Source organism: Chryseobacterium sp. VAUSW3, assembly GCF_002205795.1.
GTDB classification, from domain to species: Bacteria; Bacteroidota; Bacteroidia; order Flavobacteriales; family Weeksellaceae; genus Kaistella; species Kaistella yananensis.
In genome coordinates, this window is record NZ_NIUY01000001.1 from 460,478 (window position 1) to 487,161 (window position 26,684).

A 26,684-nucleotide genomic window follows, 5' to 3' on the forward strand; every position below is an offset into this window, starting at 1 on the left:
TTACTTAATTGATGTCTTCGAACTCTTTTTTAGAGCCTACGATTACATTTTGGTAGTCTTTAAGTCCTGTACCTGCAGGAATTCTGTGTCCTACAATTACATTTTCTTTCAGACCTGTAAGATAATCAACTTTTCCGGAAACTGCTGCTTCGTTAAGAACTTTTGTAGTTTCCTGGAACGAAGCTGCCGACATGAAGGACTTGGTTTGAAGTGCTGCTCTTGTAATCCCCTGTAATACCGGTGTTGCGGTTGCAGGAAGTGCTTCGCGAACTTCTACCAAAGCTAAATCTTCACGCTTCAATTTAGAATTCTCGTCTCTCAATTCTCTTGCAGTAATCATCTGACCTGGTTTGAATACCTTGGAATCGCCAGCTTCAGTAACTACTTTCAGTCCGAATACTCTATTGTTTTCTTCGAGGAAATCGAATTTATGTTCCAGCGCACCTTCCAGGAACTGGGTGTCGCCACCATCAACGATCGATACTTTCGTCATCATCTGTCTTACGATGATTTCGAAGTGCTTATCATCAATTTTTACCCCCTGAAGACGGTAAACTTCCTGAATTTCGTTTACCAGATATTCCTGAACGGCTGTTGGGCCTTTGATTTTAAGGATATCATCCGGAGTAATAGATCCGTCGGAAAGCGGCGCACCTGCTACGACGAAGTCATTTTCCTGAACAAGAATCTGGTTCGAAAGTTTTACTAAATATTTAGAGATTTCTCCGGTTTTCGCTTCTACGATCAATTCGCGGTTACCACGCTTGATTTTTCCGTAAGAAACTACACCGTCGATTTCTGTTACTACTGCTGGGTTTGAAGGGTTACGCGCTTCGAAAAGTTCGGTAACTCTTGGAAGACCACCCGTGATATCCCCTGATTTAGCAGATTTTCTTGGGATCTTGATCAAGACTTTACCCGCCTTAATTTTCTCACCATCGTTCACCATCAAGTGGGCACCAACCGGTAAGTTGTATGCTTTCTGCTCAACTCCTTTGGAATCTACTACTTTCAGCGTAGGTACGGCTTTTTTGTTTCTTGATTCAGAGATTACTTTCTCTTCGAAACCAGTCTGCTCATCGATTTCCAACTGGAATGAAATACCCTGGATGATATCCTCGTACTCTACCTTACCGGCAGATTCAGCAATAATTACCGCGTTATATGGATCCCATTTCGCAATAACATCACCTTTTTTCACTTTATCACCCGGCTTCACCAATAGCTCTGAACCATAAGGTACATTTGCCACCATAAGCGGTGTACGTGCTGCATTGTCTGCAACCAAACGGAATTCCGTAGAACGTGATACCAGGATTTCTGCTTTTTTACCTTCGTCGTTTTCTGAAGTTACTGTTCTTACTTCATCCATTTCCACGATACCGTCGCGACGTGCAACAATCGATGGATTTTCTGAAATATTCCCTGCAGTACCCCCTTGGTGGAAGGTTCTCAGCGTAAGCTGGGTTCCAGGTTCACCAATAGACTGTGCTGCGATAACTCCAACTGCCTCACCCATGTGAATTGGTTTACCTGTTGCCAGGTTTCTACCATAACATTTCGCACAGATTCCTTTTTTGGTTTCACAGGTAAGCGGAGAGCGTACTTCTACTGCTTCAATACCTGCAGCTTCGATTTTCTTGGCTAATGCCTCGTTGATCAGTTCGTCTGCATTGGCGATCACTTCATCAGTATCCGGATCGTAAACGTTGTGAAGAGAAACTCTACCTAAAATTCTCTCGGAAAGTCTTTCTACGATTTCGTCGTTTTTCTTCAGCGGAGTAATTTCTGTTCCTCTTAAAGTTCCACAGTCGTTTTCGGTAATGATCACGTCCTGAGCAACGTCTACCAGTCTTCTGGTTAAGTAACCAGCATCGGCAGTTTTAAGAGCGGTATCTGCAAGACCTTTACGAGCACCGTGAGTGGAGATAAAGTATTCAAGGATCGAAAGACCTTCTTTAAAGTTTGCTACAATCGGGTTTTCAATAATCTCAGCACCTGTAGAACCTGCTTTTTGTGGTTTTGCCATCAAACCTCTCATTCCTGAAAGCTGACGGATCTGTTCTTTGGAACCCCTTGCACCGGAATCAAGCATCATATACACTGAATTGAACCCACCTTGGTCGGTTTTCATTCTGCTCATAATCATTTCCGTTAATCCTGCGTTGGTATTTGTCCAAACGTCGATTACCTGGTTATAACGTTCTGTATCGGTGATAAGACCCATGTTATAGTTCGCCTTGATCTCGTCAACGCTTTCTACCGCCTGAGCGATCATGGTTTTCTTCTCCGCCGGAATTACGATATCACCTAAACTAAATGATAAACCTCCTTTGAATGCGTTTGAATAACCTAAGTTCTTCATATCATCAAGGAATTTTACAGTGGTTGGGAAATCGGTATCTGCCAATACTCTACCAATAACATTTCGCAATGATTTCTTGGTTAAAAGTTCATTGATATATCCTGATTCTTTAGGTACAATCTGGTTGAATAAAATTCTTCCAACGGTAGTTTCGGTAAGTTTTGTGGTGATTACGCCATCTTCTTTGATTGGCAATCTACATCTTACTTTAGCATTCAAAGAAACCTGTCCTTCTGCGTAAGCAATTTCCACTTCTTCAGGGGAATAGAATGCAAGACCTTCGCCTTTAATCTTCACTTCATCAGTTGAATGTGCTTCTTTGGTCATAAAATACAGACCCAAAACCATGTCCTGAGAAGGTACGGTGATTGGTGAGCCGTTTGCCGGGTTCAAGATGTTCTGAGAACCTAACATCAAAAGCTGTGCTTCTAATATAGCCTCAGGACCTAATGGTAAGTGAACTGCCATCTGGTCACCATCGAAATCCGCGTTGAATGCCGTAGTAACCAATGGGTGAAGCTGGATTGCCTTACCTTCGATCATTTTTGGCTGGAACGCCTGGATACCCAATCTGTGAAGGGTAGGTGCCCTGTTCAGAAGAACCGGGTGACCTTTCATCACGTTTTCGAGGATATCATAAACAACAGGTTCTTTTCTGTCGATGATTCTTTTTGCTGATTTTACGGTTTTTACGATACCTCTTTCAATCAGTTTTCTGATAATGAACGGTTTATAAAGTTCCGCAGCCATATCTTTCGGGATACCACATTCGTGAAGCTGAAGGTTTGGACCTACAACAATTACCGAACGGGCTGAATAATCCACACGCTTACCAAGTAAGTTCTGACGGAAACGACCTTGCTTACCTTTCAATGAATCTGAAAGTGATTTCAATGGTCTGTTTGATTCAGATTTTACTGCTGAAGATTTTCTTGTATTATCGAATAGTGAATCTACAGATTCCTGAAGCATACGCTTCTCGTTTCTAAGGATTACTTCCGGAGCTTTGATCTCTAAAAGTCTCTTTAAACGGTTGTTTCTGATGATTACTCTTCGGTAAAGGTCATTTAAATCTGAAGTCGCAAATCTACCTCCATCCAATGGAACCAATGGTCTCAGTTCTGGTGGAATTACAGGCAGCACACGCATAATCATCCATTCCGGACGGTTGATCATTCTGGTGTTGGCACCACGGATGGCTTCAACAACATTTAATCTTTTTAATGCTTCGGTTCTTCTTTGTTTTGAAGATTCGTTGTGTGCTTTGTGACGAAGATCGAAGGATAAAGTATCCAGATCGATTCTCTTTAATAATTCTTCTACCGCTTCTGCTCCCATTTTGGCAACAAATTTATTCGGATCAGAATCATCAAGATATTGGTTTTCCGCAGGAAGTGTATCCATAATGTCGAGATACTCTTCTTCGGTAAGGAATTCTTTGTCCTCAAAATCTGAACCGTCGGCTTTTTTAGCAATACCTGCCTGGATTACGACATATCTTTCGTAGTAGATAATCATATCCAGTTTTTTGGATGGCAAGCCTAAAAGGTAACCGATTTTGTTCGGTAAAGAACGGAAGTACCAGATATGCGCCACAGGAACAACCAGACCGATGTGTCCGATTCTTTCTCTACGCACTTTTTTCTCGGTAACTTCTACCCCACAACGGTCGCAAACGATTCCTTTATAACGGATTCTCTTGTATTTACCGCAAGCACATTCGTAATCCTTCACAGGACCAAAGATTTTCTCGCAGAACAACCCGTCTCTTTCCGGCTTGTGGGTTCTGTAGTTAATGGTTTCCGGTTTTAAAACTTCACCTCTTGAATCCTGAAGGATCGATTCGGGAGAAGCAAGACCGATCGTAATTTTACTGAAATTACTTGTTTTATTTTTATTTGACATTTTTGAAATTTTAGATTTGAAATTTTTAGATTTTAGATTAATTATTAAACTGCTCCGGTATCGGTAACAATTCAACATTCATAATTTAAAATTTAAAATTTATTCTTCAAGTCTTACATCAAGGCCGAGACCCTGTAACTCGTGAAGCAATACGTTGAAAGATTCCGGAATACCTGGTTCAGGCATTGCTTCACCTTTTGCGATGGCTTCATAAGTTTTTGCTCTACCAATAACGTCATCGGACTTCACGGTAAGGATTTCTCTAAGGATATTGGATGCACCGAATGCTTCAAGTGCCCAAACCTCCATCTCACCGAAACGCTGACCACCGAACTGCGCTTTACCACCAAGTGGCTGCTGCGTGATCAATGAATAAGGTCCGATAGAACGTGCGTGCATTTTGTCATCAACCATGTGACCCAGTTTCAGCATGTAAATTACCCCAACGGTTGCCGGCTGAGAGAATCTCTCGCCTGTACCACCATCATAAAGATAAGTTGAACCGAATTCCGGAAGGCCTGCCTGATTGGTGTATTCAGTAATCTGGTCGATATTCGCGCCATCGAAAATTGGCGTTGCGAAAGTCATTCCCAATTTCTGACCAGCCCAACCAAGAACGGTTTCGTAAATCTGCCCAATGTTCATACGCGAAGGTACCCCAAGTGGGTTCAACACGATATCAACAGGAGTTCCGTCTTCCAGGAACGGCATATCTTCTTCGCGAACGATTCTTGATACAATACCTTTGTTACCGTGACGACCTGCCATTTTATCACCTACGTTCAGTTTACGTTTCTTAGCAACATAAACTTTCGCAAGTTTGATAATTCCTGCAGGAAGTTCATCACCAATTGAGATTGCAAATTTCTCACGGTTTTTAACACCCTGAATATCGTTGAACTTGATTTTGTAATTGTGAATCAACTGCTTGATCAATTCATTTTTATCAGAATCAACAGTCCAGTCAGCTCCGCTTACGTTTACATAATCTTCAACACTTTGAAGTAATTTGGTTGTAAACTTCACTCCTTTTCCAATGATTTCTTCATCAAGGTCGTTTTTCACCCCCTGAGAAGTTTTGCCATTAACAAGAGTTCCAAGTTTTTCAAGGAGCGTGTTTCTTAATTCATCGAATTTCGCTTTGTAGGTATTTTCGATTTCTTCAAGTTTCAGTTTCTCTTCAGTTCTTTTCTTTTTGTCTTTGATGTTTCTTGAGAAGAGTTTTTTGTTGATTACAACACCTCTTAACGAAGAATCTGCTTTTAATGAAGCATCTTTTACATCACCAGCTTTATCACCGAAGATCGCACGAAGCAATTTCTCTTCAGGAGTTGGGTCAGATTCACCTTTTGGAGTGATTTTACCAATCATGATGTCTCCAGGCTTCACATCAGCACCGATACGGATCATACCGTTTTCGTCAAGATCTTTTGTAGCCTCTTCAGAAACGTTAGGAATATCAGCAGTCAGTTCTTCCATACCTAATTTGGTATCACGAACTTCCAATGAATATTCATCAACGTGGATCGAAGTAAACCAGTCTTCACGAACAACTTTTTCGTTAATTACGATCGCATCCTCAAAGTTATACCCTTTCCAAGGCATGAAGGCTACCACAAGGTTTCTACCTAATGCCAACTCTCCGTTTTCAGTTGCGTAACCGTCGCAAAGTACTTGCCCTTTCTGCACTTTATCACCTACTCTTACGTTTGGTCTCAAAGTGATGGTTGTACTCTGGTTGGTTTTTCTGAACTTGGTCAGTTTATAAGTTTTCGTCGCAGATTCGAATGATACTAAATCATCGTCTTCGCTTCTTTCGTATTTAATGGTAATTTTATCAGCATCTACGTACTCTACCGTACCGTTTCCTTCAGCATTAATCAAAATTCTGGAGTCTTTAGCAACTTGTTGTTCCAAGCCAGTACCTACGATTGGAGCTTGTGGCTTCAACAAAGGAACAGCTTGACGCATCATGTTGGATCCCATCAATGCACGGTTCGCATCATCATGCTCTAGAAACGGAATTAATGAAGCAGAAATACCGGAAATCTGGTTTGGCGCTACATCGATCAAGTCAACTTGTTGTGGCTCAACTACCGGATAATCACCATCAAGACGTGCAATAACTCTGTCGGTAGAAATAGTACCGTCGTCGTTCATTTCCACGTTTGCTTGTGCGATTACTTTATCTTCCTCATCTTCAGCATTTAAGAAAACCGCAGGAGTTTTCAAATCTACTTTTCCGTTGCTTACTTTTCGATAAGGAGTTTCGATGAAACCTAAGTTGTTGATTTTCGCATAGATTCCCAACGAAGAAATCAAACCAATGTTTGGTCCTTCAGGAGTTTCGATCGGACAAATACGGCCATAATGAGTATGGTGAACGTCACGCACCTCGAAACCTGCTCTTTCTCTTGATAAACCACCAGGTCCTAATGCAGAAAGACGACGCTTGTGCGTGATTTCTGACAGTGGGTTGGTTTGGTCCATAAACTGAGAAAGCTGGTTGGTACCGAAGAATGAGTTAATAACCGATGTTAAAGTTTTCGCGTTAACAAGATCAATAGGAGTAAAGATTTCATTATCTCTAACATTCATTCTCTCACGAATTGTTCTTGCAATTCTTGAAAGACCTACACCGAACTGCCCCGCTAATTGCTCACCGACAGTCTTAATTCTTCTGTTAGATAAGTGATCAATATCATCCACTTCTGCTTTTGAGTTGACCAACTCAATTAAATGTCTAACGATCGAAATGATATCTTCTTTGGTTAAAACCTCAGTTTTTTCAGGAATATTTAATCCTAATTTCTTGTTCAATCTGTAACGACCAACTTCTCCTAATGAATAACGCTGTTCTGAGAAGAATAATTTTTCGATAATTCCTCTTGCAGTTTCCTCATCTGGTGGATCTGCGTTACGCAACTGACGGTAGATATACTCTACCGCTTCTTTTTCTGAGTTGGTAGGGTCTTTTTGTAAAGTATTCTGGATGATAGAAAATTCGTTTGAATTTTCTTTGTGAATCAAGATTGATTTCACACCAGCATCCAAAATTAGGTCTAAATGTTCTTTTTCAAGAATAGTTTCACGATCAAGGATGATTTCGTTTCTCTCGATAGAAACAACTTCACCTGTGTCTTCGTCCACGAAATCTTCAAACCAAGTGTTCAAAACTCTCGCAGCCAAAGTTCTACCTTCTACTTTTTTCAATGCTGCTTTAGAAACTTTCACTTCTTCCGCAAGGTCAAAAATCTGAAGGATATCTTTATCGGATTCATACCCGATTGCTCTCAATAAAGTTGTTAACGGTAATTTTTTCTTACGGTCGATGTAAGCGTACATTACGTTATTGATGTCGGTTGTAAATTCCATCCAAGATCCCTTAAACGGGATAATTCTGGAATAATACAACTTGGTTCCGTTGGCATGGTAAGTTTGACCAAAGAATACCCCCGGAGAACGGTGCAACTGAGTTACGATCACACGCTCTGCACCATTAATAATAAATGAACCAGAAGGCGTCATATAAGGAACCGGACCTAAATACACATCTTGTACAACGGTCTGAAAATCTTCATGTTCAGGGTCAGTACAATACAATTTAAGTCGGGCTTTCAAAGGAACTGAATAGGTCAGTCCTCTTTCCACACACTCGTCGATCGAGTAGCGCGGTGAATCAACCAAATAATCCAAAAACTCCAGTACAAACTGGTTTCTGGAATCGGTAATTGGGAAATTTTCTTCAAAGGTTTTGTAAAGAGTTTCGTTTACTCTCTGCTCCGGAAGGGTGTCCAACTGGAAAAATTCTTTGAAAGATTGGATCTGAATGTCCAAAAAGTCAGGCGTTTCAATTTTTCCTTTTGCTGCGGAGAAATTGATTCTTTCGTTTCCCTGAGTTTTAGCGACTGCTTTAGATTTACTCATAAAAATTTTAAAGAATGAGGGGTTAAAAAATATTTTGTTTAAAAAATATCAGAAAAAACCTTTTGAGAGTAAGAGAAACAAGAAGATAGGCGCTAACAAATAGACTTGGCTCTTATCAAAAATGGGCTTATTCTAACTGCAACGCCGGTATATCTTTTCACGGAGTAGTGCAAAATACTTTTTGATCTTTCAACGCTAAACAATAGTGAAATCTGTAAATAGAGAAAAGCTGCTTTCAGAAACAGAAAGAGCTGATTTACAATATTTTAGTGATTTATGTACAATGGTTAGCGCCAAAAGGAGTGCAAATTTACTCAAAATAAAGCACTTACACAAATTTTGCGAGGTGACTAAAGAGTTGGAACTGTTATAAAATTTTGTTAAAACAACGTATTTTATGTAATTAAAGATGGAGGATAAAATAAAAAAACCTCACAAAAAGTGAGGTTTCAATATTTGGGTGTAAACGAATTACTTCAATTCTACTTCAGCACCAGCTTCTTCAAGTTGCTTCTTAAGAGCTTCAGCCTCATCTTTAGATACACCTTGCTTGATTGGAGCAGGAGCACCATCTACCATATCTTTAGCTTCTTTAAGACCAGCACCAGTTAAATCTTTTACCAATTTAACAACAGCTAATTTAGAAGCACCAGCTGATTTAAGGATTACATCGAATTCTGTTTTTTCTTCAGCAGCATCAGCAGCACCACCTGCAGCCATAACTACAGCAGCAGCAGCTGGCTCGATTCCGTACTCATCCTTAAGGATAGCAGCTAATTCATTTACGTCTTTTACGGTTAAGTTTACTAGCGTTTCAGCTAAATTTTTTAAATCTGACATTTTGTAATGTTTTAATTTGTTGAACGATTTATTTTGATTTTTTTTGAGTCTAATTACTCTGCACTAGGTGCGTCAGTAGCGTCAGCGCTAGCTTCTGGAGCCGCAGTTTCTTCTACTTTGGTTTCTTCAGCATCTGGAGCAGCAGTTTCTTCGGCTTTTGCTTCTACAGTCTCCGGCTTGTTTTGAAGAGCAGAAAGTACGTTTCTGATTGGTGATTGAAGCAATCCGATGATTTCTCCGATCATTTCTTCTCTTGACTTGATGTTTACAAGCGTTGCTAAGTTCTCGTCACCTACGTAGAAAGTTTCCTGCAGGTAAGCAGACTTTAATGCAGGGATTTCAGCTTTTTTTCTGAAGTTCTGGATCAGTTTAGCCGGAGCGTTTGCTGTTTCAGAAATCATCAGTGCAGAATTTCCTTTGAAAGTCTGGAACATTTCAGAGTAATCTACTCCTTCAATCTGCTCCATTGCTTTTTGCAAAAGGGTATTTTTTACAACTTTAAGGCTGATATTTTGTTTAAATGCCTGTCTTCTGAAATCTGAAGTTGCAGCAGCATTCATTCCTTCAAGACTTGCTACATAAACTACTTTCGCGTCCTGTAACAGATCTTTTAATTCTTGTATTACTAATACTTTATCTTCTTTTGTCATTGTCTTACAGATTTTAGTTTACAGATTTAGTATCAATTGCAATACCCGGGCTCATTGTAGAAGACATATAGATGCTTTTTACATACGTACCTTTAGCGGCAGTTGGCTTAAGCTTAATTAAAGTCTGCACTAATTCCTGAGCGTTTTCTTTAATTTTAGCAGCATCGAAAGATACTTTACCAATACCAGCGTGGATGATACCGTATTTATCAACTTTGAAATCGATTTTACCGGCTTTCACCTCTGCTACTGCTTTACCAACTTCCATGGTTACAGTACCAGATTTTGGGTTTGGCATTAATCCTCTTGGACCTAATACTCTACCTAATGGACCTAATTTACCCATTACTGCAGGCATGGTAACGATAACGTCAACATCTGTCCAACCATCTTTAATTTTCTGTAAGTACTCATCAAGACCTACGTAATCTGCACCAGCTTCTTTAGCTTCTGCCTCCTTGTCTGGAGTTACAAGCGCCAAAACTTTTACATCTTTACCGGTACCGTGAGGAAGAGATACAACTCCTCTTACCATTTGGTTAGCTTTTCTTGGATCTACACCCAATCTAACTGCGATATCTACAGAAGCGTCAAATTTTGCAAAGTTTACTTCTTTTACCAAAGCAGAAGCTTCGTCAAGGCTGTAAATTTTGTTTTTTTCTATTTTGCTTAAAGCTTCTTTTTGCTTTTTAGTTAATTTTGCCATTTCTATTCGTATTAAGCGTTAGTTGGTTTAGTTCCTGTTACTCTCAATCCCATAGATCTTGCAGTTCCCGCGACCATAGATAGTGCAGAATCAACTGTAAAACAGTTAAGGTCTGCCATTTTATCTTCCGCTATTTTTTGAACCTGAGCCCAAGATACACTTCCTACTTTAGCTCTGTTGGGCTCGCCTGAACCTTTCTTCACTTTAGAAGCTTCCATCAACTGGATTGCGACGGGTGGAGTTTTAATTACGAATTCAAAAGATTTGTCTTCGTAAACTGTAATTACTACAGGTAAAACTTGTCCCGGCTTATCTTGCGTTCTTCCGTTAAATTGTTTACAAAACTCCATGATGTTCACACCTGCAGAACCCAAAGCTGGACCTACTGGTGGAGACGGGTTAGCAGCGCCACCCTTCACCTGAAGTTTAACCATTTTAAAGACTTTTTTAGCCATTTTTGTTTTTTAAAAAATTAAGAAATTTATGAATGTGGAAGCATTTATAAATCTGCAAAGCTGTAGTCTCACCATACAACTTTACATTTCGGACTGCAAAATTAAGAATTTATTTTGATTCTGCAAGTGTAAGATACTGATTTTTAGAAAGAATTTTTGAGTGTATATCGACTCGGCAAGCGAAAACCTATTAGAATATGTTATATTTCAACGAAACTCCAAAACCGGTGTTGCGAATGTTTCGAATTCGTTTGGTAGTCTGAAAACCATATCTTTCATACTGCATTTCTGCCATCAACTTTCTGTATCTGTACCCCAGGCCTACGTGAAAACTTCCTACACCGCCCGCAGCAAGATCGTATTCAAGCGTATTCACCTGCATTGTAGATTCCAAAGTATTATTTAGTACATATGCGAACGATAAAAATAATGCATTGTTACCATTAAAGTAATTATAATACCGGAATCCCACGGGGATCTCCAGGATTGAGGCATCGATCGCCACCGTTTGCGTGTGCGGATCGACAGGATATTCACGAACAAGATCATTCTTGTACCGGTAATATTTAGGAGCCGTAAAAACTGAAAATGAATTGCCAAGCATAGGCAGGACATACTCCAATTCAACACCTATTTTTGCAACCTGTTTTGGGTTCATTTCAATATCATCCAAGTAATATTCGTTGGAGTTGGCTGTGGTTGAAATCATGTTACCTTCAGCAAGTATATGCACCCTGATTTTCGTTTTAGTCTTTGTACTCTGCTTTGGTTCAACGCAACCATTATTGAAGGTCCCTATCAATTTAGTAAGGGCATCCGTTTTATAATCTACATTGTTCAAATTGATATGTGGGCAGTTAATCAGTTGCGAAAGTTGAGTCTGATACGTTCTGTTTTTCTGCAGATCATTGTTACTATTATAATATCTTTTGTACCATAACTGCGTTGGGGTTTCTCTATCTTTACCAATGAAAAACTTGGTGGTTCCACGGTGATAGGAGTACAGACTCAGCGCACCTGCGGTCAGTTGTTTTAAAAATACAGTCTGCGTTTGAGGACTAAAATCCGGATTGGAATCAATTTTACTGAGATCATCTTCATAATGTGCAACTGGAAGGGTAAATTTTCTAAAGGTAATACCGTTTTCCAAACCAAACTCATCAATCTCACTAAGGCCTTCAGCGGATTCTTTTCCTGTACTTTTGTCTTTAATAATGATAGTCGTAGGACTCTCTACCCAGCCCTCGTTCTTAATCTGTACATGTCTTTTATTTCGCTTGGAATCAATCACGTAGCCATTTTCGAAAAACATCTGTGACATCAAGGGCAGTGGGAGCAACATTGTTACCAAAAGGATAAAAATTTTCTTCATAGATAGGGTTTAAATTTGTGAATCAGAATTAAAAAACCGCCCATTACTGAGCGGTTTCGATTTATTATAATAATATCTTTATACTTTTTCTACCTGCATATAGTTGAGTTCCATTGGTGTTTTCCTTCCGAAAATCATTACTGAAACTTCGATTTTCTTTTTGTCTTCAAAGATCTTCTCTACAGTTCCGTTGAATCCGTTAAAAGGTCCGTCGATTACTTTTACATTTTCACCAACCACGAACGGAATACTGGCTTCCACAGCAAATTCTGAAAGTTCATCCATTCTGCCAAGCATTCTGTTAACCTCAGATTTTCTCATCGGTACAGGATCGCCGCCTTTGGTTAAACTGAGAAATGAAATTACGCCGGGAATATTCTTAATGATGTGCGGAATTTCACCTACAAGATTCGCTTCAACCATTAAATAACCAGGATAATAAGGTTTTTCTTTCGGAACTTTTTTACCGTTCCTCATCTGGATTACCTTTTCCATAGGAATGACTACCTGTGTTACGAAAGATTCGAAACCAAGATGCTTCATTTCGTTCTCAATATAGGTTTTCACCTTATTTTCCTGTCCACTGATGGATTTCAGAACATACCACTTCAAGTCACTCATTTTGGAAAATAATTTTAATTGAACAGGTTGATGAAAATTGATATTACATTCGCAATAGATTTACTGAACAGTGAATCTATCCCAAAGGTAAACAAAGCCAAGATAATGGTTGCAATGGTAACCACAATTGTAGATGACTGTAAGTCTGGCCATTTTGGCCATTCTACTTTATCTTTGAATTCGGTATAAGAACCTTTTAAAAAATCAACTAAGCTCATTATTTATTTTTTGCACGGGCACAAGGATTCGAACCCTGATCAACGGTTTTGGAGACCGGTATCCTACCATTGGACGATGCCCGTAGATTAAAAAAGTCCCGTAAGTTTCCCTACGGAACTTTTATATTTATTAGATATTAATCTAAGATTTCAGTTACCTGACCTGCACCAACTGTTCTACCACCTTCTCTGATCGCAAATCTAAGACCTACGTTAAGAGCGATTGGCTGTAACAATTCTACAGTAATAGAGATGTTATCACCTGGCATTACCATTTCTACACCTTCTGGCAAGAAGATCTCACCTGTAACGTCTGTAGTTCTTACATAGAACTGAGGACGGTATTTGTTGTGGAATGGAGTGTGACGACCACCTTCTTCTTTAGAAAGGATATAAACCTCTGCTTTGAATTTTTTGTGTGGTTTAACAGAATCTTTCTTAGCGATAACCATACCTCTCTTGATGTCGGTTTTTTCAATACCTCTCAACAATAGACCTACGTTATCACCAGCTTCACCTCTGTCAAGGATTTTACGGAACATCTCAACTCCTGTAATAGTAGAAGTAAGTTTCTCATCACCCATACCTACGATATCAACTGGATCACCAGTGTTGATAACACCAGCCTCGATTCTACCAGTTGCTACAGTACCTCTACCTGTAATAGAGAATACGTCTTCGATTGGCATAAGGAATGGCTTATCCTGGTCTCTTACCGGAAGTTCGATCCAAGTATCAACAGCATCCATAAGTGCTTCTACCGTAGCAACCCATTTTGGCTCTCCGTTAAGAGCTCCAAGAGCTGAACCTTGAATTACTGGAGTGTTATCACCATCGTAATCATAAGAAGAAAGAAGGTCTCTTACTTCTAATTCTACTAATTCTAACAATTCTGGATCATCAACCATATCCACTTTATTCATGAATACCAATACGTTAGGTACGTTTACCTGACGACAAAGAAGGATGTGCTCTCTTGTTTGAGGCATTGGTCCGTCAGTTGCAGCTACTACAAGGATAGCTCCGTCCATCTGTGCAGCACCAGTTACCATGTTCTTAACATAGTCGGCGTGACCTGGACAGTCTACGTGAGCGTAGTGTCTGTTAGCAGTTTCGTACTCAATGTGTGCAGTGTTGATAGTAATACCTCTTTCTTTTTCTTCTGGTGCAGAGTCGATAGAAGAGAAATCTCTTGCAGTACCGAATCCCTTATCAGATAATACTTTACTGATTGCTGCAGTAAGAGTAGTTTTACCATGGTCTACGTGACCGATGGTACCAATGTTCAAGTGTGGTTTGTTACGATTAAACGTTTCCTTTGCCATGATTTAATTATTTATTTAATTATTATTTAAATTTTCGGTGCGCAAATATAGTGAAATTTTGTATATTGAAAATCTTTTTTTAACAAAAATCCTCAACTTACAAATTTCGCAGCTTACGGCGCCATTTTCCAATTAAAATATTGGACTGCAAATTTAGGAAAAATTATTTATTTATAAAAGAGTGAATAATTAATTTACAGAATATTAACGCGGTGCACTCTTTTTTCAAATATAACATTGGATCAACATCAACACAAATCAACAAGCACAGCTTTAAAATAAAAAAAATCTCCTTTTTAGAAAGGAGATTTCAACAGAGCCAACTATGAGATTTGAACTCACGACCTCTTCCTTACCAAGGAAGCGCTCTACCCCTGAGCTAAGTCGGCAAAATTTTAAAAAAAAATCACAAGCCGTTGTTGGTTGTGATTTCTTTGAGCGGAAGACGAGGGTCGAACTCGCGACATTCAGCTTGGAAGGCTGACGCTCTACCAACTGAGCTACTTCCGCATTTTTGTTTCCAAAATTGTTGGTAAACGGTTTGCAAATTTAAAACAAATTTTTAAACCAGCAAAACGTTTTTTATAAAATGTGGGGAGAGCAGGATTCGAACCTGCGAAGTCGTAAGACAGCAGAGTTACAGTCTGATCCATTTGGCCACTCTGGAATCTCCCCAATTTTACAAAAATAATGAGCCTCCAGAGGGACTCGAACCCACGACCTGCTGATTACAAATCAGCTGCTCTAGCCAACTGAGCTATGGAGGCAAATAGATTTCAAAAGAACGCTTATCTCTTTTTGCGAGTGCAAATATAAGGGAGTTTTTTTGAAATCTACAAATTATTTTGCTAAAATTTTGAATATTTTTTTTACGCCAATTCTTTTTTCTTGATTAGCAGCTTCTTAGCAACTTCAGCACATTGATCCAAACTTTCTTCAAAGCTGGCAGTTGTCTTCTTTACCACGATGTCGTCACCCGGAACCGCAAGAATGATCTCTGCAGTTTTATTTTCTTTGTCTGATTTGTTCTCAACTTTAAGGTAAACTTTGCATTCTACGATTTTATCATAATAGTTTTCTAGTTTGTTTAATTTCTTTTCAATATGTTCTTCGAGCGGTGCGTGTGGAGTCAATCCCATTGACTGTACTGAAATTTTCATAAATCTACATTTTTTTTGGCTCTAGGATGAGCACTGTTAAACACTTTTTTTAACTGTTCTATATTGGCACAGGTGTAAACCTGTGTGGAAGCTAATGATGAGTGCCCCATAATCATCTTCACTTTAGAAATTTCAGCCCCATATTCCAAAACGTGAGTTGCAAAACTGTGTCTTAAAATATGAGGGCTTTTTTTCTTCTTCGAAGTTACAAGACTAAGATAAGTATTAACTGTAGAATAAACAAATTTATCGTTCAGTTTTTTACCTTTCGTGTTGATGAAGAAGTATATCTTATCCGCCTCCAGCGGCTTTCTTATAAGCAAATATTCTGCCATCAGAGAAGAAAGTTTCTCCGAAATCGGAATCACTCTTGCCTTATTTCCTTTACCTATTACTTTCATTTCTCTCTTGCTGAAATCAACATTCTCCAACAAAAGATTTACGAGTTCTGCACGCCTGATTCCGGTTTGGTAAAGTGTTTCCACAATAAGTTCTTTCAACAGGCTTTTTTTCGCCGGTTTATTTGCTTCGAGCTGCTGATTAGCCATTTCCTCTTCAGAAAACGGAATCTGTTTTTCAGCATAAAATTTCAACGACTGAATGCTTTCCAGCGGAGAATTTTTGATCTCGCCGACTTTCAGCAAAAAAAGATAGAAACTGCGAAGTGTAGAAAGTTTGCGATTAATTGACCGTTTGGCGATTTTTTTTTCACCCAGATGCACCATAAAATTCCGGATGATTTTTTTATCAACCTTCACCAGGTCCTGATGAGCTTCAGTTTCCAAAAGAAAAAACGAAAAATCCTCCAGATCTTTTCTGTAACTTATAAGCGTGTTGGGAGAATACCGTTTTTCGACAGCAATATATTCTAGAAATCTTTCTAACATTATGGTATAAAACAAAAAATCACTTTCCAAATATAACTATTTGAAAAGTGATTTAGGTATTTCTTAAAGAAAAATTGTTTATGCCTGCTCTTCGCGGCTTGCATTTTTCTGCTTATAAGCAGCTTTCAGCTTTGCCTGTCTTGAAGTTACCGACGGTTTTAGGAACTGCTGTCTGCTTCTTAAAGCTCTTACAACTCCGGTTTTATCAAATTTTCTTTTGTATTTTTTTAACGCTCTGTCGATGGCTTCACCATCTTTTACTGGGATAATTAACATAATTTACATCTCATTTTGGATTGCAAAAGTAAGATTTTATTTTGGAATGACAAATTTTTTATTACTTTTAAAGATATTTATTTCTTATGCAGCAAAAAAATTACAGAGTCATCAATGCTTCCGCGGGTTCGGGCAAAACCTATGCATTGGTTCAGAATCTGCTAGCGATCTGTCTGAAACATCCTTCCCAGCCCGATAAAATAGGTAATATTCTGGCGCTGACCTTCACCAATAAAGCTGCCAATGAAATGAAACACCGGATTATTGACTGGTTGAAAAAATTTTCGATGCCGGGCTATGAAACCAATCAGGACTTGATCAATATGCGGGAGAAACTGCAAAACGATGGCTATCATCTTACACTGGAAGATATTCATTTTCGGTCCAAAAAAATTCTGGATTATGTTCTCCATCACTACTCTACTCTGAATATTGGCACTATTGATAAATTTAATTCCCGCTTGGTGAGAAGTTTTTCTTATGAACTTGGATTGGCACAAAACTTTAACCTCGAAATCAATTCTGAACCTTTTCTGATAGAAGCTGTTGAGAAGATGCTCGAAGACATCGGTGCGGAAAATGAGATTTCTGAAGCCTTTATGGATTACGTAAACTACAGTCTGGACAATGATGAAAGGGTGAACCTGAATAAAACACTCTATACTTCCGCTAAAGAATATGTGCAGGATAAACATTATTTCCGGCTGGATCAAAACAAAGATTTCGATTGGCTTTCCTACGAAAAATCTAAGAAAAACCTCTGGGAAGACCTTAAAAACCTCAGAACGGATTCTATCAATATTATTGAAGAAGTCAACCAGCTTTTAAAGGAAAAAAATCTTGAAGTTGCAGATTTTGCAGGCGGAAACAGCAACAGTATCGCAAAATTTTTCAATGAAGCCCGAAAGTATTATCATAAAGAAAGACCAGATTTCCCTATTCCTGCAAATGAGGAGCGCGCACTGATTAAATTTCAGGCCGGCGCATCGGGTTCGGGCAAAAGCAGACAAAGCGATATTTTAGAGATTCTTGATTATTTAATCAATCAGCGGCAAAAACTCTTTCAAAATTATATTCTCACAAAGAAAAAAGAGAAAATACTGCAGGCAATTTTACCGCTGAAAGTGAACAAAGATATTCAGGATAAACTTGCGCAAATAGAAGAAGAAAATGATGTTGTACTTCTCTCAAAATTCAACATTCTGATTCATGAAAATCTTCGGGAAGAACCTTCATCATTCATTTATGAGAAAGTAGGAACCAAATTCAGCCATTATTTCTTTGATGAATTTCAGGACACCTCATTTCTGCAGTGGCAAAATTTTATTCCGCTGCGCGATCACGCGACCTCTTCGCAGGACATGAGTTTTACTTTGGTTGGCGACCCCAAACAGAGCATTTACCGTTTCCGGGGCGGAGACTCGCAGCTCATGCTCGATATCATCAACAAAAAAGAAAAATCACTTGTTCATGCGGAATTAGAAAATCTGGAAAACAACTGGCGAAGTGCCAAAAACATTGTTGATTTCAATAACCAACTGTATCTTTTCCTTTCCGGCAACACCCAGGCCGAGCATTGTGAGATCTTCGGAAGCGGATCCCAGCAGACTGCAAAATCGAAACTGGAAGGCAAAGTGCGGATCAACTTAATTGAAAACACTACGAAGAAAGTTTTCTACGAAGAAGTTGCCGAAAAAATGCGGGAAGACATACAACGTTGCATTGATAAGGGCTTCAAACTTTCGGATATTACCATTCTTTGCCGCGGAAATTTCGATATTTTCAGTTTTTCGCAGCTTTTAGGAAACGCAAAAATCACATATCAGGGAAAAGAAGATTACATAAAAACGATTTCAGAATCGGGCTTAACGCTTAATTTGTCATCAACTCTGCTGGCGCTGACAGAATTTCTAAGATGGGAACAGAACCCTAAAAATTATCAGTTTCCGGTGAAAATGCTGTATTATCTGAAAGTTTTAGGAAGAATACATGTTAAAGACTTCAGTGCTGAAATGATGGAAATGCTTACGCTGAAAAACAAAGCCGAAATGCAGGAATTCATCGCCAAAAAATATGATTTACAATTGAGCAGCAAAAACTTACTGCAGCTGAATCTTTATAATTTTGTCGAACATTTTCTGCAGGAATTTTCCGTACAGAATAAGGAGACCGATTTTCTTTTCAATTATTTGGAAATGCTTTACGCCTATTCGCAAAACGCCGCTTCTACACTGAAAGATTTTATCCGCTATTGGGACGAAGAAGCAAATGCCACCACAATTCAGGCTTCCGAAAATCTGGATGCAGTAAAGCTCATGACGATTCACAAAGCAAAAGGTTTGGAGTTTCCCGTGGTTTTTCTTCCAATGAAAAACGAACATAAAGATGCAAAATTCAGCAATTGGCTTGATATTGACACTGAAAACGGCCTTTCGTCGGTAAATATCAATCCGTTCGGAAGAGAACTTGAAGCTTATGATGAAAACATGGCAAAGTTTAATCAGGAAAATATTTATCAGAATAAAATCGACCGCTACTGCCTGCAATATGTGGCTACGACGCGGGCGGTTGAAGAACTGTTCTTTTATATCGAAAAGCCCAACAAGACAAGTAACAACCTTGAAATTTACGAATTTCTGGAGCCAAAAATCCCCAGGAATGAAAACGGCGAACCTCTTTCTTCTTTTGATTTATATAAAGTCGCTGACGAAAACCAACAAAGTAGGCAGAACGTTACAGGTAATGAAAACAGTACGAAACCCATTCTTTTTAAAAGCGGACAAAAAAGCAATCCGGACGCTATAAAAATTGCGACTCCCTCCAAGAATTACCAGAACAGGGTTGAAAAAGTGCGCACGGGGATTTTTACGCACGAAATTTTATCCAGAATTAATTCAGAACAAGACGTGGATCGCACCCTCGAATCCTATGTGTTGGAAGGAATTATTACCCTGGAAGAAAAAGAAGAGATTCATCACCGGATTTTAAGCATCATTAAAAACGAGAATTATTCGAAATACTTCACCGAAAATCAGGTTGTTATTAACGAAAAAGACATGATGATTTCTGAAAACGGCGAGTCGAAGATTTACCGGCCAGACCGGCTGATCGATACCGGGAACGGTTACATCATTATCGATTTTAAGACCGGCGCTGAGCAGGAAAAACATCTTGTGCAAATAAACGAATACAAATCTATACTCGAAAAACTCGGTAAAAAAGTTCTGGAAACCCAACTGATTTATGTATAAAAAATCCTGTCTCAGAAAGCGAGACAGGATTTTATTTACATCTAAAAATTACTTCTTTACCGCAGTTATCACCTGTGCTTCCTGTTTGGTGATATTATCGAAAATCTGCGTAAATGCTGGATAATATTCTTTCGGGAATACTGAATCGTCAACCTGAGTCGTGGTCTCAACTGTCAACTTATTTCCGTTTTGCGTAACCTGATACGTGTATTGGAGTGCATTATCCTCTGTACGAAATTTCTTCGATTTGGGCACATTTTCAAAAACATAGCCATCCGGGAGGGTAATCGTTACCTTTTTAATTCTGTCGTAAGCTGAGTAAAACTCAAGAGGTGCAATTCGCGGCTCTTTTTGGTCGAAGTTATGTGTCTGGGAATAAAGAAAAAGCAAAGGATTAAATACCATTTTCCCACCCAACACATCAACAAAAGTATCTGAACTGAAATCGAAACTGGTTTCAAAATCGTTATTTTCCTGAAGGCCGTGTTTTAAATTCGTAAAATTGAAACGGTAATCGTCTTTATAGGATTTTGCAAATTTTTCTTTGTCCTCCGTAAATCTTTGGTTGACCACCATTGAATACAGTTTTGTGTCCCGGTCCGAAAATTTACCTTCGAAAGTGCCATCCGGTAAAAGTTTGGCATCAACTGTAAGCAAAGTTTTACTGGTTTCAGGGTAAAGGATATTAATTTGCTGTGCAGTTTTTTCACCCATAACAATTCCATAATAATTCAGTGCTTTAGGTGCTACCATATTAATTTCGCTCTGTTTTACAGTACCATCGGCAAGGTAAATTTTATCCTTATCTTTAAATGAGGCCAAAACATAGTTCAACTGAGCTATTGATGGGTTATAAGCAAGCAAAATTCCCTGATTTACAGTGGAAAGTACTACAGGATCCGCACTAATGCCCGCACTTTGGAAAAGCATAGTCAAAAGAAGGTTAATTTCTGCAGAATTTCCAACTTTAGTATTGATTAGGTTTTTGATTCCTTTGTCGCAGAACACTGCATCTTCTTTATTCCAGGTATAATTCTTATGAACATATTTCAGGATTGCATCTGCCCGCTGAAGCGTTACCGGAATCGATTTAATTTCCTGTGGAAGAAGGTCTTTCACCAAGTTGGTTTTCTTTAGTTCTGCACCAAAATCATCGTTTGCATACAGTCTTTCCTGAATATCCTTCCAAGTGTTTGCATATGACTTATATACGTTATTAAAAAGCGTGGAATTAAGTTCTGCCTTAATGGAAGTTTTGTAATTGTCGTTATTCAAAACATATTTCTCTTCTTTATATGGCGCAACCTTCTCATAAGCAAATCTATACGTTTGATATTCATTACCATAAAGCGGTTTTTTCTCTACCAACCTGTGAGTCGGGTTTAGACTTCCTTTATAATTAATCGTATAACCTAGTGGGACAGGGGCATCCAGAACATATTCTACATAACGGATCGGGATTTCCTCCTCAATAATAATCCGGGGCATAGATCCCAGGAATGGAGTGATAATGGTGTAAGAATATTCAACAACAGACCCGTTTTTCACATTCGCAAAAGCAAATTTGGTAATATCGTAGTTTCGGTCTTCGGTGGATTTGTATTTTTCGTCCTTAGCGATTTTTGTGCTTACTGTTTTTCCATTTTCGTGGTTATAAGTATTTGCTTTGAGGTCGGCTAAAGTTTCGCGAGTACCTCGGCGGTCATCATAAATACTTACCTTGTGATCCAGATAATCTGAGGCATTGTCTTTATTATAAATTTTAATCCTGCTGAATACCTTCTGATGCAGTGTTCCGTCATAGTCAATCCGGAAATGTACGGACCGGTAAAGGATTTCTGCGGGTGCATCTGAAACTTGTGTAGATTTTTCGCTTTTCAGATCTTCATCTGAAAGTTTTGGATAAGTTAGGAATTTATGTTGTGCACCCAACAGTCCTGTTACTGAGAATGCAAAACAAAGTAGAATTTTCTTCATTATTGTTTTGTTAGTAAGATTTTAGTATTGTCGCGGCTGGCTGTCTGTTTGCGGAACGCCAGGTATTCTTTGTATTTTTCTTTTGGATAGAGTCCTTTGTTGATCGTTAAAACTCTTTTTACAAGCAGTTTACCATCTTTCGTTGTGAAATCAATGGTGTAAGAGCCAAACTCAGTTGTAATTGAAGATGATTTTGGGATTTCAGCAAAAATATAGCCTGCCGGAATAATGTATTCAATTTCATAATCATCCTGGAAGGGAAATGAATTCTCGAAGGGAAGTTTCCTTTCATCATTTGAACTGAACATTACCGCCTCATAAAACGGCATCACCGGAAAGAAAAGATCATTGCCAATTTTTTTTGAGAATCCGTTAGCTTTCAGGGAAAGGTCGTAACCGATTTTGCCTTCATCTCTGTCGTTTTTCAGGTTATTCACCTTCAAATCATCAATTTTTAAATTGTAATGACGATTTTTAAGAGCTTCCTGGATTTCATCGTTTTTTAAACCTAAAAGCCTCAGATTGCTGTCATACTGTCCGCCGGAAAATTCAAACCTTACATCCGAAGAAATTGTTCCATCGGTCCCAAGGTGAATTTTTGCGTTGAGTTTTTCCATGCTCTGCTCTGGCTTGTAAACTGGAGTATCTACAATCTGAATTCCGTCTTCCTTCACCGCCAGAACATTGCGGTGATGAGAAGTGAAACTCAAATGATTAAATGCATGTTGCTGCGAGGTATTTTCGAGCCAAATGGTTTCTTTCTCTGTTGGAACCATTAAAATCGCATGATTACCCGACATTCTCGGGAAATCTTTATCGAAAGTGATTACAGAATGATCATCATAAATCACCGAAAAATAAGAATTAATTCCTGCCGCAGAAAGCAGCGTACGCATATAATTGGTAAGTGCCTTGCAGTCGCCATATCCTTTTTTGCTCACTTCTGCAGCCGGCATCGGTTGCCAACCGCCTATTCCCATAGCGATCAGAACATAACGGGTTTTGTTCTGCATATACTGATAAATGGTTTTTACTTTATCAGAAGTGGTTCCCGATAGATTCAAGGCCTGCACTTCTGCCCTGATTTCCGGTGTAATTTCTGATACTGGATTAATAAGCTGGGTGTAGTACCATTTTCCAAAGCTGTTCCAGTCGGTCATATTACCCTCTTTACCTTCAAGTGTAAACTTTTCCGGCGAAAACTCCACCTGAGGAACTAAATAACTGATACTCGGTGCCAGATCTTCGTGCTTAATGGCTGGGATATTCTCGTAAGAATATTTCATTACATTTCCTTCCGTGGAGTGTGTGAGTTTCGCCAGAGGCCGATCGGTAACCTTTGTACGTATATTGATTCCAGAAGTATTATGCACGGTGAATGTTGATTTTTCAACCGACATGTCGTACGAAGTTACCGGCCTGAAATAATTCAGATACACCGTATTGGAAGTTGTAGTTTCATAATACGATTTTACGGTATAAGGATATTGCGAAGACATTGGCCTTAAAACCAAAATCCTGTCATCTACATACAAAGCGGCGCTTGGATTATTGGTATAATCGTTGAAATCTTTTTTCGAATAGGTTTTGCTGAGTTTCCCTGCGGCATCATAAACCTCTACTTTAATACTCCCGACTTTAGTATTGGGATTGTATGGTATTAATACGGTGGAAAATTCATCTCCGGCACTGTTGAGAATTGTAACAGCATGGGTTTGTTTAATATGCAGCTCTTTAACCGATTTCAGCACATAATCTTCAGCACTCTCACGAACAACCGCATTAGCATTTTTTAGAAGATTTTCGGGAATTAGTGACGCATTATAATCCTGAGCAAGAAGGGTAACGTACAGCAGTGCACACCACAGAATGTAAAATTTTTTCATTAAAAATTATTTTGTGATTAATTCCCTGCATCCGGCACAAACACGCGCTGCTTAAGTTCCTGATCAAAAAGATACATCGCCGACGGATTATCGTACACCATTTTTATTTTGGTGACAAGCTGCGAGGCATTTGCTTCTTCTTCTACCTGCTCATTTACAAACCACTGCAAAAAGGAAACGGTTGCAAAATCACCTTCTTCATTCGCGTTTTTCAGAATATTGAAAATACTTTTGGTCACAATTTTTTCATGCTCCAGTGCTTTTTCGAAAATTTCTTTTGCATCGGTAAATTCATGTGGTGGTTTTGGAATTTCGCCCAACACAATTTCTGCACCTACATCAATCATATAATCGAACATTTTATCTGCATGCATGAGTTCTTCTTTACTCTGAACGCGGAAATAATTCGCAATACCATCCAGATCCCGGGCAGAAAACCATGCCGACATGGATAAATAATATTGAGCAGCATACTGTTCCTTAGCAATTTGGTCGTTTATTAACGCACCAATTTTTGTACTTATCATAATAATGTCTTTTTACCAAATATAGATAATAAAAGCGTATGGACATAAAAAAAGCGAAAAAAAATAAATTTTTCCGCTTCCCTTAAAAATTAAAATTATGAACTATTTTGTAGCAGACATTTTTTTCATTTGATGCTGCTGCATTTTCTGTCTTTTATTCTGCATGTTCTGCTGCTTTTTTGCTTCCCATTTTGTGTACTGTTCAGGGGTGAGTATTTTCCTCATTTCAGCATTCCATTGTTCCTGTCGGGCTTTCATAGCCTCCATTTTTGCTTTTCTTTGTTCCTGCATCTGTGAAGCATTTTGCTGTTTCTCTGCCATTTTTTTATCCTGCAGCGCTTTAATCTGAGCTACCTGTGCACTGGTAAGATTAAGTTCAGCCTGCATCATCTTCAGTTTTTCCTGTCTTTTCTGCTCCATTTCTGCTGGATCTTTTTTATTCATCATCGGCGTTTGCTGGGCCATTGCAAAAGTTCCCATCACTACGAAAGCTGCACTAAAAACAATTTTTTTCATTTCGATATTTTTTGTTTGTTATTTGATGGTTTGATAAATTAAAACTGATCAGGTTAAAGATTTTAATCATAATTTTTTGTTAAAGCTTTCATAACCATACTTTTCTATTATATTTCTTATGATATATTCAGTTTCGTCAGGAAAAGAAATCTTAATAGGTTCAATGGAGGCTACCCAATTTTTTAATTTTTCCAGAAAGGTATTTTCTTTCCAAATAACGGGAACGCCGAGTTTCTCTAAAGCCAATGCATTGCACTGCTGTTCATATTGATGATGCATCGGCACTACAAGTAACTTTCTACCGAGATGCAGTGCTTCAGCCGGACCTTCGAAACCGCCACCGGTTAAGAGTCCTGCACAGCTGGCTAATGATTCTTGAAACAAAGCATTATTTATTGGGAATACTTCCGCATTGTGTTTCCGGTAGTGCTGTTTTGAATGTTTTGAGAAAATCTGCCAGTTCGAACCTGGGACTTCTTTTACTTTATCGAGAATAAATTCATCGGAATAGGCCGGAAGATAAACGGTGTAATGACCTAAATTCTGTGGTTTCAGATTACGTATTTCAGTTCTGATGACAGGAGTGTGGATATAGTCATCGTACCTTTCAAAATGAAATCCAATATAGTCTGTGGCTGGCGCGTAATGATCCATTATCACTTTCCCCCAGTGAAAACCATTGATTTTCGGAGTTTTATATGACAAATACGCTGACTGATGGCTCATTCCCAAAGATTTTTTTCGGTAGAGTTTACAACTCCAGGCACATACCGGCTCAAAATCATTTATCACTAAATCGTATTCGCGTACCGGAAGATTTTTTACGTCTTTGATGAACAGTCTTAAATTAAAACGTTTCCACGTTTCGCGGAAGTCTACACCACCTTTACTTCCGAAAACAAAACCAAATCCATCAAATCTGTATTTTACTTCGGCATCGACATCAACCTCGGCCTGGGTTCCACTGATGAGTATATCTACTTCACCGTATTTTTTAAGATAAGGTATAATCTCTCGCGCACGGGTTACATGCCCGTTTCCTGTGCCCTGAATCGCATATAAAATCTTCATCTAACAAATTTACAAGTAAATTAAATCCACGATGTTGAATTATGGTAAGTTCACAAATATTTAAAACAAAAAAGAGCGCACATGCGTACGCTCTTCATTATATATGTAATCAGTATGACTTTACTTTGACTTTCCTTTTCCCTGCGAATTTCCTTTACCCTGCGAATTTCCTTTAACATAAAGGTGCGAACCGTCATTAAGTTTCTTTCTTCTTTCGTATTCCTTCATTGATTTGGTATTTACCCCATTATTTATAACCGGTTTTCTCGATTTAATAGTGTTATACTTCTTTACCTGCGTGCTTTTATAATTGTTTTTATTTCTGTTATAAACCGCTACAGGATTCTGACCTTTATAGTATTTGTTCTTGAATTTTTCATATTTCGCCGGTCCCATAATTCGTTCGATGGATCTGTAACGGTCGACTCTCCATTGGTCAGGGTTACTACCGTACGCGCGGTTCCATGAGTTATAATCCGAGTACTGATTATTTAATGCAAATAAGTCTGCTTTTTGTTGCGGACTTAGCAATAAATTTGCTGCGACAGTCTGCCAGTTTACATCGGTAATACTTCTTCTGTAATCATTATAATAATCTGACTGTGAATAACCCAGGGTAAATAAACCCAAGCTGAATATTGTGATAATCTTTTTCATTTTAAGAATTTTAATTTGTTGTGTCATAACTATCTCCATTACTGTGCCAAAATAAAAAAAGGAGAGCCGCTCCTTTCGAAACCGCTCTCCCA

General features: G+C 38.7%; 20 protein-coding genes and 5 tRNA genes. 1 reads left to right on the top strand and 24 read right to left on the bottom strand.

Annotated elements, in window-relative coordinates:
- Positions 1-4: 4 nt before the first annotated feature.
- The 18 genes from rpoC to rpsU form a co-directional block, all read right to left on the bottom strand.
- Positions 5-4,270, bottom strand: a complete 4,266-nt coding sequence (rpoC, locus tag CDW55_RS02040) for a DNA-directed RNA polymerase subunit beta' (protein WP_088468674.1) — start codon at positions 4,268-4,270, stop codon at positions 5-7.
- Between the two features lie 99 nt (positions 4,271-4,369).
- On the bottom strand, positions 4,370-8,197 hold the full coding sequence (gene rpoB, locus CDW55_RS02045) for a DNA-directed RNA polymerase subunit beta (RefSeq protein WP_088468065.1): 3,828 nt from the start codon (positions 8,195-8,197) through the stop codon (positions 4,370-4,372).
- A 471-nt stretch (positions 8,198-8,668) separates the two neighbouring features.
- Positions 8,669-9,037, bottom strand: a complete 369-nt coding sequence (gene rplL / locus CDW55_RS02050; protein WP_088468066.1) for a 50S ribosomal protein L7/L12 — start codon at positions 9,035-9,037, stop codon at positions 8,669-8,671.
- 53 nt (positions 9,038-9,090) lie between these two features.
- Positions 9,091-9,687, bottom strand: a complete 597-nt coding sequence (gene rplJ / locus CDW55_RS02055) for a 50S ribosomal protein L10 (protein ID WP_088468067.1) — start codon at positions 9,685-9,687, stop codon at positions 9,091-9,093.
- A gap of 13 nt (positions 9,688-9,700) precedes the next feature.
- A complete protein-coding gene (rplA, locus tag CDW55_RS02060; protein ID WP_088468068.1) occupies positions 9,701-10,393 on the bottom strand; it encodes a 50S ribosomal protein L1 in 693 nt (230 codons plus the stop codon).
- 11 nt (positions 10,394-10,404) lie between these two features.
- Positions 10,405-10,848 carry a 50S ribosomal protein L11 gene (gene rplK, locus CDW55_RS02065; RefSeq protein WP_088468069.1) on the bottom strand — a complete coding sequence of 148 codons (444 nt, stop codon included), beginning with the start codon at positions 10,846-10,848 and terminating at the stop codon, positions 10,405-10,407.
- A gap of 190 nt (positions 10,849-11,038) precedes the next feature.
- Positions 11,039-12,220, bottom strand: coding sequence for a hypothetical protein (locus tag CDW55_RS02070; protein WP_088468070.1), 1,182 nt, complete (start codon positions 12,218-12,220; stop codon positions 11,039-11,041).
- 78 nt (positions 12,221-12,298) lie between these two features.
- On the bottom strand, positions 12,299-12,841 hold the full coding sequence (gene nusG, locus CDW55_RS02075; RefSeq protein ID WP_088468071.1) for a transcription termination/antitermination protein NusG: 543 nt from the start codon (positions 12,839-12,841) through the stop codon (positions 12,299-12,301).
- A gap of 14 nt (positions 12,842-12,855) precedes the next feature.
- A complete protein-coding gene (secE, locus tag CDW55_RS02080) occupies positions 12,856-13,059 on the bottom strand; it encodes a preprotein translocase subunit SecE (protein WP_088468072.1) in 204 nt (67 codons plus the stop codon).
- Between the two features lie 13 nt (positions 13,060-13,072).
- Positions 13,073-13,143: transfer RNA gene (locus tag CDW55_RS02085), tRNA-Trp, on the bottom strand.
- A 53-nt stretch (positions 13,144-13,196) separates the two neighbouring features.
- Positions 13,197-14,384: an elongation factor Tu gene (gene tuf, locus CDW55_RS02090; protein ID WP_088468073.1), complete on the bottom strand. Its 1,188-nt coding sequence runs from the start codon at positions 14,382-14,384 to the stop codon at positions 13,197-13,199.
- Positions 14,385-14,701: 317 nt separating this feature from the next.
- Positions 14,702-14,773 (bottom strand) — tRNA-Thr (locus CDW55_RS02095).
- 48 nt (positions 14,774-14,821) lie between these two features.
- Positions 14,822-14,894 (bottom strand) — tRNA-Gly (locus CDW55_RS02100).
- Between the two features lie 82 nt (positions 14,895-14,976).
- Positions 14,977-15,059 (bottom strand) — tRNA-Tyr (locus CDW55_RS02105).
- An 18-nt stretch (positions 15,060-15,077) separates the two neighbouring features.
- Positions 15,078-15,151: transfer RNA gene (locus tag CDW55_RS02110), tRNA-Thr, on the bottom strand.
- Positions 15,152-15,253: 102 nt separating this feature from the next.
- A complete protein-coding gene (locus tag CDW55_RS02115; RefSeq protein ID WP_088468074.1) occupies positions 15,254-15,544 on the bottom strand; it encodes an HPF/RaiA family ribosome-associated protein in 291 nt (96 codons plus the stop codon).
- Positions 15,541-16,431 carry a tyrosine-type recombinase/integrase gene (locus tag CDW55_RS02120; protein WP_088468075.1) on the bottom strand — a complete coding sequence of 297 codons (891 nt, stop codon included), beginning with the start codon at positions 16,429-16,431 and terminating at the stop codon, positions 15,541-15,543. Before CDW55_RS02120 ends, CDW55_RS02115 begins: the two co-directional genes overlap by 4 nt.
- 78 nt (positions 16,432-16,509) lie before the next feature.
- Positions 16,510-16,707 (bottom strand): 30S ribosomal protein S21, encoded by a 198-nt coding sequence (rpsU, locus tag CDW55_RS02125; RefSeq protein WP_088468076.1) that lies wholly within the window; start codon positions 16,705-16,707, stop codon positions 16,510-16,512.
- Positions 16,708-16,793: 86 nt separating this feature from the next.
- Between rpsU and CDW55_RS02130 the strand changes: the two genes are divergently transcribed.
- A complete protein-coding gene (locus tag CDW55_RS02130) occupies positions 16,794-19,958 on the top strand; it encodes a UvrD-helicase domain-containing protein (RefSeq protein WP_088468077.1) in 3,165 nt (1,054 codons plus the stop codon).
- A gap of 48 nt (positions 19,959-20,006) precedes the next feature.
- Here the strand turns inward: CDW55_RS02130 and CDW55_RS02135 are convergent, their stop codons facing one another.
- From CDW55_RS02135 to CDW55_RS02160, 6 genes are all read right to left on the bottom strand, one after another.
- Positions 20,007-21,935 carry a DUF3857 domain-containing protein gene (locus tag CDW55_RS02135; RefSeq protein WP_088468078.1) on the bottom strand — a complete coding sequence of 643 codons (1,929 nt, stop codon included), beginning with the start codon at positions 21,933-21,935 and terminating at the stop codon, positions 20,007-20,009.
- Positions 21,935-23,821, bottom strand: a complete 1,887-nt coding sequence (locus tag CDW55_RS02140) for a DUF3857 domain-containing protein (RefSeq protein ID WP_088468079.1) — start codon at positions 23,819-23,821, stop codon at positions 21,935-21,937. The genes CDW55_RS02135 and CDW55_RS02140 overlap by 1 nt, the downstream gene beginning before the upstream one ends.
- A gap of 17 nt (positions 23,822-23,838) precedes the next feature.
- Positions 23,839-24,348 (bottom strand): ferritin, encoded by a 510-nt coding sequence (locus tag CDW55_RS02145; RefSeq protein ID WP_088468080.1) that lies wholly within the window; start codon positions 24,346-24,348, stop codon positions 23,839-23,841.
- Between the two features lie 102 nt (positions 24,349-24,450).
- Positions 24,451-24,864, bottom strand: coding sequence for a hypothetical protein (locus CDW55_RS02150; RefSeq protein ID WP_088468081.1), 414 nt, complete (start codon positions 24,862-24,864; stop codon positions 24,451-24,453).
- Between the two features lie 66 nt (positions 24,865-24,930).
- The gene (locus tag CDW55_RS02155) at positions 24,931-25,935 is read right to left on the bottom strand and encodes a glycosyltransferase family protein (RefSeq protein WP_088468082.1); all 1,005 of its coding nucleotides are present in this window, start codon (positions 25,933-25,935) and stop codon (positions 24,931-24,933) included.
- 120 nt (positions 25,936-26,055) lie between these two features.
- Positions 26,056-26,592, bottom strand: coding sequence for a hypothetical protein (locus CDW55_RS02160; protein WP_143332911.1), 537 nt, complete (start codon positions 26,590-26,592; stop codon positions 26,056-26,058).
- Between the last annotated feature and the right edge of the window lie 92 nt (positions 26,593-26,684).